Here is a 9,404-nt window from a genome sequence, read left to right as displayed (position 1 = left end):
CTTTAACATGAACTGCTCCCCGTAAGTCAGAACTGAATTCTCAGTCCAACTTTCGGGGAGCAGTTCACCTTGGCCCCGGCTTTTTAGCGGTCCCGGTTCCATCCTGGCCGCGGCTCCTCACGAATCCGCGTCGGTCATTTCGCTAGGCACGGCCACAATCGCCTGGATTTTGCCGTCGCGCAGGACCGTCAGGAGGAAAGGCTCCCCTATGGCCTGCGAAAACAGGAGTTTCTGAAGGCTCTCGGCACTGGACACAGCCCGAGACTGAGCACTGAGGACCAGGTCGCCGGCGAGCAGTCCTGCCCGCTCCGCCGGAGATCCAACGATGACTTCCACCACCCGCAGCGCTTCCTTCTGGCCTGTCCGGATCACCGCACTCGCGTCCAACGGAATAGGGGTGCTCACCAAGCCAAGGTATGCCCGGCGGACCCGGCCGTCCTTCAGCAAGGCGGCGATGATCCGTTGGGTGGTGGTGTTGATGGGCACCGCGAGTCCGAGGCCCAAACCGGCCACGGCGGTGTTGATTCCCACAATCCGCCCGTTGGTGTCGGCGAGGGCTCCCCCGGAATTGCCGGGGTTCAAGGCTGCGTCGGTCTGGATGACGTCCTCGATGACCCTGCTGTGCCGGCCGGACCTGACGGGGATGGAACGCCCGAGGCCGCTGACGACGCCCGCGGTCACTGATCCTGCCAACCCCAGCGGGTTACCTACAGCGATCACCAATTGGCCGACGTGCAGTGACTCCGCGTTGCCCAATGTGGCGGGCAGCGGCGTGTGGTGCCCGCGGACAATGGCGAGATCGGACAAAGGATCCGCACCGACGAGTTCGACGTCGGAATGGGTTCCGTCGGCGAAGATTGCCCGCCCGGAGCGGAGGCCCGAGACCACGTGGGCGTTGGTCAGCATATAGCCGTCCCCCGTGAACACCACGGCCGACCCACTTCCAATCCTGACCTGGCCGTTCCTGCGGGCGCTGCTCATCTCCAAAGCTGCAACATGCGGCGTGACCGTCTCTGCGACGTGCATCACTGTCCGCGAGTAGGCGTCCAAGGCTTCGTCGTCCGACGGGGCGTCAGGGATGTCCTCGGGAAAAACTTGTTCCGGCAACGTACTCATCGTGCACCTCCTGTAACCGGTGGTGTCTATATCAACGAATACACTGCTCCGGTTAGTCCGTGCTGGCCTACGCCGTGGGTGAACTCTGCCACGCCGTAGATGATCGGGAAACTAGCCCCACAGCGCTTTTCGAAGCAGAGCTTTAAGTTGAAGGATTTCCCCGTCGTCCAGCGTCGCCAGCACTTCGGATTCCGCGTGGCGGGCCGCAACGGCTGCTTGGGCGAGCAACTGGCTCCCCTTCGCCGTCGCAGTTACCGTCTTGGCGCGGCGGTCCTGCTTGCCTGGCGCCCTGGCCACGAGCTTCCGCTTTTCAAGTTCGTCCACCAAAGCGACGATTTGGCTGGGGTCGAGGCTGAGGAAGTCCGCCAATTCCCGTTGGGTGGGCTCCAGTCCGCTGTTGGCCAGGATCAGCACCGAGTACGAACGCTCCTTGAGGTCGAACTCAGCAAGCGCCCGGTTGTTCACGATCGATCCGCCTGCATGGAGCTTGGCCAGCAGGAAACCCACGTCCTGGCTGATCGCAGCGGCGACGAGCCGGTCCTTCGTGGCAGCCTGTTGCTCGTCCTGCGCCTCGATCGTCATAACAAACTCCAATAATCTTCAAAATCAATCGTTGACATTTTCAACTATACGTAATCTCATGGATACAGAACAGCATCCCACGCCGAAGACCTGGATGCACGGGGATCGAACAAAGGAGCAGCGATGAGCCTGTCAGGAAAAGTAGCGATTGTCACCGGAAGCGGCCGGGGACTGGGGCTGGCTTACGCCAGGGAACTTGCCCGCCAGGGCGCCGCGGTGGTCATCAATGACGTCGACGCCGAGGTGGCCGGCGAAGCGGTCCGGTCCATCGAGGCCGACGGCGGCCGGGCAGTCGCCGTCGTCGCTCCCGTGGGCAGCACGGAAGCGGCGAAGCAGCTGGTGGAAGCGGCGGTCACGGAATTCGGCCGCCTGGACATCCTCGTCACCAACGCCGGTATCCTGCGGGACAAGAGCCTGCTGAAGATGACGGACGAAGACTTCGACCTGGTCATCAACGTCCACCTCCGCGGCACCTTCACGTGTGCCCGCGAGGCATTCGGCTACTTCAAGGAGAACGGGATTGCCGGCCGCATCATCGCCATCGGCTCCCCGACAGGGCAGCGCGGCAACTTCGGCCAGACCAACTACGCCGCCGCGAAGGCGGGAATTGTGGGCATGGTCCGGACCTGGGCACTGGAAATGAAGAAGGCCGGCGTCACTGCCAACGCCGTCATCCCGGTGGCCGCGACGGCCATGACCAGGACCATCCCGTACTTCCGCGAAGCGGTGGAGGCGGACGAGCGCAGCGAGGCCATGCCGCACTTCTTCCGCCACGAGCTTGGCTTTGGAACGGCCGACGACGTCTCCGGACTCATTGCCTTCCTCGCCTCCGACGAAGCGGCCGGGATTGCCGGCCAAGCCATCGGCGCCGGTGGAGACCGCCTCCAGCTCTGGACCCACCCCGAAGCCGCCGCCACGGAGTACCGTGAAGGCGGTTGGGGCTACCAGGACCTCGTGGAGAACTTCGGCGCGTTGTTCGGAGACAAGCTGCAGAGCGTCGGTGAGGAATTCCTGCCGCTCCCGGCGGAACTGCAGCCCGAAGCCGCCCCCGCACAGGTGCGCTGACATGGCCGCGCAGCGTTACGAACCGGGCATCAACGCCGCAAAACTTGATGCGATCGACATGCACGTCCATCTCGAAGTGGACGGCCATGGCCACGAATCCCTGCCCCGGGCGCTGTCCGAAGCATCCGCCAAGTACTTCAAGTCCGAGGACCGCTCACCCTCGCTGGACCGGATCGCCGAGGTCTACCGGGAACTGAACATGGCCGCCGTCGTCTTCACCGTGGACGCCCGCACCCAGCTCAAGCACGAGCCCAACAGCATCCCGGAACTGATCGAGGGAGCCGCCAGGAACAACGACGTGCTGATCCCGTTCGGCAGCGTGGATCCCCGCACCGGCACCGAGGCCATCCAGGGCGCCAAGCACCAGGCGATCGACCTGGGCGCCCGCGGCTTCAAGTTCCATCCGAGCCTGCAGGGCTTCGATCCCTCCAACGAACAGTTCTACCCACTCTGGGAGACCCTCCAGGAACTGGGCCTCCCCGCCATTTTCCACACCGGCCAGAACGGCATGGGCGCGGGCCTTCCTGGAGGCTACGGCATCAAGCTCGCCTACTCCAACCCGCTCCTTCTCGACGCCGTGGCCGCCGACTTCCCCGCACTGCAGATCATCATGGCCCACCCCTCGGTGCCTTGGCAGGATGAGGCCAACTCCATCGCCACGCACAAATCCAACGTGTTCATCGATCTCTCCGGCTGGTCCCCCAAATACTTCCCCGAGTCGCTGGTGCGCATGTCCAACTCGGTGCTGCAGGACAAAGTCCTTTTCGGCACGGACTTCCCCCTCATCACGCCGCAGAAATGGCTGGGCGCCTTCGCGGAGCTCCCGCTCAAGGACGACGTCCGTCCCAAGATCCTCAAGGACAACGCCGTGCGGCTGCTCGGATTGGACGGCTGACATGAGCCTGGAAACCCGTGTGGAGACCGCGGTTACGGAACGCCTCTACGACGTCTGCGACTACTACGACGCCGAGTCCCTCCTCACCGAGGAGGAGCGCCGGGTACTGGGCCGGCTGCGCGGCTTCCTGGACCGCGAAGCGAAGCCACTGTTGGCCGACTACTGGGAACGCGGCGAGTTCCCTACGCGGTTGGCCCAGCCGCTCATCGACCTGGACCTGATGGAACCGGCGGAACTGAGTGTTCACAGCCCTGCCCGCGGCATCTACCAAGGCTTCAGGATCTTCGAACTCGCACGCACAGACGCTTCGCTCGCTACCTGGTACACGGCGCAGGCCGGCCTCTTCCGCACGGCCATCCGGGTCGGCGCATCGCCGGAACAACAAGCCAAGTGGATGCCGCGCGTCATCGATTTCTCGCTCAAAGGCGTCTTCTCGCTGACTGAACCGGAATCCGGCTCGGACGTAGCGGGCGGACTCTCCACCACCGCACGGCGCAATCCCGACGGCGACGGCGATGCCTGGGTACTCGATGGCGCCAAGCGCTGGATCGGGGGCGCTTCGACGGCCGATGTCCTCGCGGTGTTCGCCCGGGACGTCGCCGACGGACAGGTCAAGGCGTTCCTCGTGGACCGCGAGGCCGCCGGGGTGACTGTGGAGAAGATCCACCGGAAAACGTCATTGCGGATGATGCAGAACGCCCACATCACGCTCGACGGCGTCCGGGTTCCCGAATCCATGCGCCTGCACAACGTGAACTCCTTCAAGGACGTGGCCGCAATGCTCCGGGCAATGCGCTCCGATGTCGCGTGGATCGCCACCGGCATCCAGGCCGGCGCCTTCGAAGCAGCCCTCCGCTACGTCCGCGAGCGCCAACAGTTTGGCCGCCCGTTGGGTTCCTTCCAGCTGGTCCAGGAAAAGCTGGCCCGGATGCTTGGCAACCTCACCTCAAGCTTGTCCCTCGTGGTCAGGCTGACCGAACAGCAGGCCCGCGGCGTCTACCGCGACCAGGATTCCGCGCTCGCCAAGATGCAAAGCTGCCTGGCCATGCGGGAAACAGTCGCCTTGGCCCGCGAGCTGGGAGGCGGCAACGGAATCACGCTCGAGAGTGATGTTGCCCGGTTTCACGCCGACGCCGAAGCCGTCTACTCCTACGAAGGAACACACGAAATCAACGCCCTGATCGTCGGGCGCGCAGTTACGGGCGAGAGCGCCTTTACCCGCTAACCCACACCCTCTTCACCCGCGACAACCACCAGGAGGCAACAATGCCCAATCTCGTCGTCGACTTCGACAAATTGCTCACCCTCGCCGGAACCGATCTCGGCTTCACCGAATACCGCGAAATCACCCAGGAACAAATCAACAAGTTCGCGGACGCGACCGGAGACGATCAGTGGATCCACGTCGATCCGGAACGCGCCAAGGACGGCCCGTTCGGCGCCCCGATCGCTCACGGCTTCCTCACGCTCTCGCTCATCATCCCGTTCTGGGGCGAGCTGTTCGACGTCGAAGGCGTCACCACCAAAGTGAACTACGGCTTGGACAAGGTCCGTTTCACTTCCCCGGTCAAGGTGGGCGCGCGTATCCGCATGCAGGCCACCATTGCCGAAGTCACCGAGGTCAAGGGCGGCGCCCAGATCAAGGTGTCCAGCACCATCGAAATCGAAGGCCAGGAACGCCCCGCAGTCGTGGCCGAATTCCTCGCCCGTTTCTACAAATAGCGGCTACAAGCCGCTCTCCCCCACCCCTGCTTTAAGGAACAACGATGTCCCAAATATCGCAGCTTCAATCCATGGACGTAGCTACCAAGCGCAAGGAAGCACGCACGGTCATTGCTTCCAGCTACCTGGGTAGCACCATCGAATACTACGACTTCCTTCTGTACGCCACTGCCGCGGCCGTGGTCTTCCCCAAGGTCTTCTTCTCGGGAATGGACGACTGGGTGGGCGTCGTGGCCGCCTACGGAACTTTCGCCGCAGGATACGTTGCGCGTCCCTTGGGTGGAGTCATCTTCGGGCATTTCGGCGACAAGCTGGGTCGCAAGGGAATGCTCATCGTCTCCATGTTGGTCATGGGTTTGGCTTCCGCGCTGATCGGATTGGTCCCGGACGCCTCCGTGGCCGGTCCGTGGGGCGCCGTGATTCTTGTAGTGCTCCGCGTTTTCCAGGGCATCGCTGTGGGCGGCGAGTGGGGCGGAGCCGCCTTGATGGCGTTGGAGCATTCCGAATCGGGGAAGCGCGGCTTCGCTGCCTCGTTCGTCAATGCGGGAGCGCCCTCGGGCGCCGTGCTGGGCACCCTCATGATGGGCGTCTTCTCGGCCTTGCCAAACTCCCAGTTCCTTGCCTGGGGCTGGCGCGTTCCCTTCCTGCTCTCCTTTGTCTTGCTTGCAGTGGGCATGTTCGTCAGGCTCAAAGTATCCGAGAGTCCCATCTTCAAAGCCGCCATTGAACAGGAAAGGGTGGCACGGAACGCGGACGGCCGATCCGCCACGAAGCCCGTCATCCCGCTCCTCCAGGTGCTGCGCCGGCCCAAGACCCTGATCTTCACCATGCTCGCCGGTGCCGCAGGCTTTGCCCTCCAGGTGGTGCTGGCAACGTTCGCGGTCACCTTCGCGGTGTCCAAGGGTGCCGACCGCCAGGGCGTGCTTTACGCCTTCGCGGCTGCTTCCTTCATTTCGATCGCCTTCGTGATCCTTGGCGGCAGGCTCTCCGACAAGTTGGGCCGGAGGCCCGTGATGATCGGCGGACTCGTCCTCTTCATCGCCTATCTGATCCCGATGTTCCAGCTATTGTCCTCGAACAACATCCTCCTGGTCTTCGTCGCCTTCACTGTCGGCCTGATGATCCACTCAACGCTCTTCGGGCCACTGGCCGCATTCGTGTCCGAGCAGTTCGGCACCACCTCCCGTTACACGGGCGCATCGCTCGGTTACCAGCTCGCGACGCTCCTCGGGGCGGGTTTCACGCCGGGGATCGTGGCCCAGATCTTCAAGGACTCGGGCCAGAACACGGGCTCGGTGGTTTTCTATCTGGCTGCGATGTCCGTCGTCTCCATCATTTTCATCCTGTTGACCAGGGAACCGAAAAACAACGATCTGCAGGCCGTCCGGCCTTGAGGCCGGCAAGGGTCGAGCTTGGGAACCAGAAAGGACCGTCATGGAGAATTTTGGCATCGGTTCGTGGCTGCAGCGCCGCCGCCCGAAGTCCGGAAGCAAGATCGCGCTGATCTCCGGAGACCGCCGACTCAGCTATGAAGAATTTGCGGAACGATCGGACAGGCTCGCCAACGCCCTCAAAGCCGGGGGCGTTGCCAAGGGCGACAGGGTGGCCTATCTCGGGGACAATCATCCCGCTTTCCTGGAAACGCTTTTTGCTTGTGGGCAGCTCGGCGCAATCTTCGTGCCCCTCAACACCCGATTAGCGCCGCCGGAGATCAATTTCCAGCTTGAGGACTCCGGTGCCGTTGCGCTGATCCACTCCGCGAGCCTCAACGGCCTTGCGGCCAGCGGCGCGGAAGGCACCCGCGTGAGCCGGCGCGTCGTCGTCGGCGATTCCCTCCCGGGCGAGATCACCGCCTTCGGTAGCACCGGGAGTGAAACCCCGACGGCGGCGGAGGACTATGAGGACGTCGTCGCCTCGGGAGCGCCCCGGCATCTGGACGAGGAAATCGGGCTCGACGACGGCGCAATGATCCTCTACACGTCCGGAACCACGGGACGCCCCAAGGGTGCGTTGCTGACCCACGGCAACATCACCTGGAACTGCATCAACGTCATTGTCGACTTCGATTTCTCTTCCAGCGACGTAGCGCTCATGATCTCGCCGATGTTCCACGTAGCGTCGCTCGACATGGGTGTGTTGCCTACGCTTCTCAAGGGCGGGACCGTGGTCCTGGAGTCGAGGTTCGATCCCCAACGCACCCTTGGGCTCATCGAGCAGCACAGGGCCACCACCATCAGCGGGGTGCCCACCACCTACCAGATGCTCTGCGAGCATCCGGCCTGGCCGACGTCGGACCTTAGCTCCCTCAACAAGCTGACCTGCGGCGGATCGGCAGTTCCCATGCGCGTCCTCGAAGCATACGAGGCGCGCGGACTGCATTTCTCCAACGGCTACGGAATGACCGAGACGGCGCCCGGCGCCACCACGCTGCCCGCCGCCAGGTCCCGCGACAAGGCGGGCTCTTCCGGTCTCCCGCACTTCTTCAGCGATGTCCGGATCGCCGACGTCGCGGGCGGCCTTGCCGAGCAGGGCGCGGTGGGGGAAATCCAGATCCAAGGCCCCAACGTCATCCACGAATACTGGAATCGGCCGGACGCCACTACCGAATCGTATGAAGACCGCGGCTGGTTCAAGTCCGGAGACATGGGCTACAAGGACGCGGACGGATTCGTCTTCGTCTCGGACAGGCTCAAGGACATGATCATCTCGGGCGGCGAGAATATCTACCCGGCCGAAGTGGAACAAGCGATCAGTGAACTGGACGCCGTGGGCAGCGTGGCAGTCATCGGCGTGCCGGACGAGAAGTGGGGAGAGGTGCCACGCGCCGTGGTGGTTCTGCGCGAGGGAGCCTGTTTGACCGAGGACGAACTCAAGGAGCACCTGGCCGGCAGACTGGCCCGCTACAAAATCCCGAAGACTGTGGTGTTCGTGGACGACATGCCGCGAACGGCCAGTGGAAAGATCCGCAAGAGCGAGCTCCGCCGAAGCACCGTTTCCTGAGGGATTCGTTGACTGGGTGCGTGACACATCAGCGTTGCTGGCGTGTCAGCGTCCGGATTCGATAGGGATGCATGACGCGGATCCACCGAGGGATGGTGCGGCGTCAGCGAGGATCGCATCGACGTGGGCCAGTGCCGAAGCCGCCAGACCGTCGTACACCCGAACGAAGATCTTGCGGGCTTCGGCCAATGGCCATTTCTCGGGGAGGAGTTCCGCGGGCAGATCGGGGTCGTTCCAAGGAAAGGCGCGCCAAGCGTCCATCGCCATCGTGCGAACGCGGAAGGCCTCTGCGTCGGTAACAAGGCCGGCCTCCACCTTCTCCACCCATGGACTGTAGCTCTCGATGAAGGGCGCATACTGCTCCGCCAGTTCCTCGGGAGACCATGCGGTGATGAGGTTTTTTCCGCGCAGGGTCTGATCCGCTGTCCGGAAGATGACGTAGTCCTCGACGCCAAAGGACGCGCAGTTTTCTTCCAGCTCCTCGACATGGTCCCGCGGCGATACCCACAGCGCCCCGTAAAGGGGGGCGAATCCCCGCCACCGAAGCCGCGATCGGAACATATCCCGGATTTCCCTGGAGGACTCGGGAACAGAGAAGGCGATCACCGTCCAGGCACCGTCCCAAGCGTTGCTTTGGCTACCGAACAAGCGCACTTGTTCAAATCCGATGCGCAGCCGCGCCCGGGCCCGCCGGGTGAACCGATACCGCGACGTCCTTCCAGCGCTGGACTGTTCCAACACTCCCCTGCTTGCCAAGCGGCTGAGGCCCGTCGCGCAGGCGGAGGGCGATACGCCAAGCGGGGCCGCCAGTGCCGTGATCAATTTGGCGGGAATCCATTCGTCCGTGTTCTGCCAGAAATCGCCGAGCATCGTGGTGAGCAGATGCTGGGTCGAGGAACCCTTCAAGGGGCGCGGAAAATCCACGGGGGCCTCGGGTACCAACCCGGGAGCTGGGGAAGCAGTCGCTGGCGTCACCCGTCCATTCTGTCAGTCCTCGCACCGCAATCATTTATTATGCACTTGT

At 63.5% G+C, this 9,404-nt stretch carries 9 protein-coding genes; 6 read left to right on the top strand and 3 right to left on the bottom strand.

From position 1 onward, the window contains the following. Positions 1-117: 117 nt before the first annotated feature. Positions 118-1,116: a S1C family serine protease gene (locus tag ABEA18_RS18775; RefSeq protein ID WP_345451672.1), complete on the bottom strand. Its 999-nt coding sequence runs from the start codon at positions 1,114-1,116 to the stop codon at positions 118-120. A gap of 111 nt (positions 1,117-1,227) precedes the next feature. Then, complete coding sequence (locus ABEA18_RS18770; protein ID WP_345451670.1) at positions 1,228-1,698, bottom strand: MarR family winged helix-turn-helix transcriptional regulator; 471 nt, start codon at positions 1,696-1,698, stop codon at positions 1,228-1,230. A gap of 123 nt (positions 1,699-1,821) precedes the next feature. Between ABEA18_RS18770 and ABEA18_RS18765 the strand changes: the two genes are divergently transcribed. Genes ABEA18_RS18765 through menE form a run of 6 tightly spaced genes read left to right on the top strand, consistent with a single transcriptional unit; the run spans position 1,822 to position 8,380 of the window. Continuing rightward, positions 1,822-2,763, top strand: a complete 942-nt coding sequence (locus ABEA18_RS18765) for an SDR family NAD(P)-dependent oxidoreductase (protein ID WP_345451668.1) — start codon at positions 1,822-1,824, stop codon at positions 2,761-2,763. Between the two features lies 1 nt (position 2,764). Next, positions 2,765-3,658 carry an amidohydrolase family protein gene (locus tag ABEA18_RS18760; RefSeq protein ID WP_345451666.1) on the top strand — a complete coding sequence of 298 codons (894 nt, stop codon included), beginning with the start codon at positions 2,765-2,767 and terminating at the stop codon, positions 3,656-3,658. 1 nt (position 3,659) lies between these two features. After that, on the top strand, positions 3,660-4,883 hold the full coding sequence (locus ABEA18_RS18755; RefSeq protein ID WP_345451664.1) for an acyl-CoA dehydrogenase family protein: 1,224 nt from the start codon (positions 3,660-3,662) through the stop codon (positions 4,881-4,883). A 41-nt stretch (positions 4,884-4,924) separates the two neighbouring features. After that, entirely contained in the window at positions 4,925-5,380 is a 456-nt protein-coding gene (locus tag ABEA18_RS18750) for a MaoC family dehydratase (RefSeq protein ID WP_345451661.1), read from the top strand. 44 nt (positions 5,381-5,424) lie between these two features. Beyond that, positions 5,425-6,774: an MFS transporter gene (locus ABEA18_RS18745; RefSeq protein WP_345451659.1), complete on the top strand. Its 1,350-nt coding sequence runs from the start codon at positions 5,425-5,427 to the stop codon at positions 6,772-6,774. Between the two features lie 40 nt (positions 6,775-6,814). Next, positions 6,815-8,380 carry an o-succinylbenzoate--CoA ligase gene (menE, locus tag ABEA18_RS18740; RefSeq protein ID WP_345451658.1) on the top strand — a complete coding sequence of 522 codons (1,566 nt, stop codon included), beginning with the start codon at positions 6,815-6,817 and terminating at the stop codon, positions 8,378-8,380. Positions 8,381-8,425: 45 nt separating this feature from the next. On the opposite strand, the gene ABEA18_RS18735 is transcribed toward menE, so the two are convergent. Then, a complete protein-coding gene (locus ABEA18_RS18735; protein WP_345451656.1) occupies positions 8,426-9,355 on the bottom strand; it encodes a PaaX family transcriptional regulator in 930 nt (309 codons plus the stop codon). Positions 9,356-9,404 lie beyond the last annotated feature (49 nt).

The sequence above is a fragment of the Arthrobacter gyeryongensis genome (assembly GCF_039543785.1).
GTDB classification, from domain to species: Bacteria; Actinomycetota; Actinomycetes; order Actinomycetales; family Micrococcaceae; genus Arthrobacter; species Arthrobacter gyeryongensis.
The sequence above is the reverse complement of the archived record's forward strand: the minus strand, read 5'-3'. Positions and strand labels throughout refer to the sequence as shown.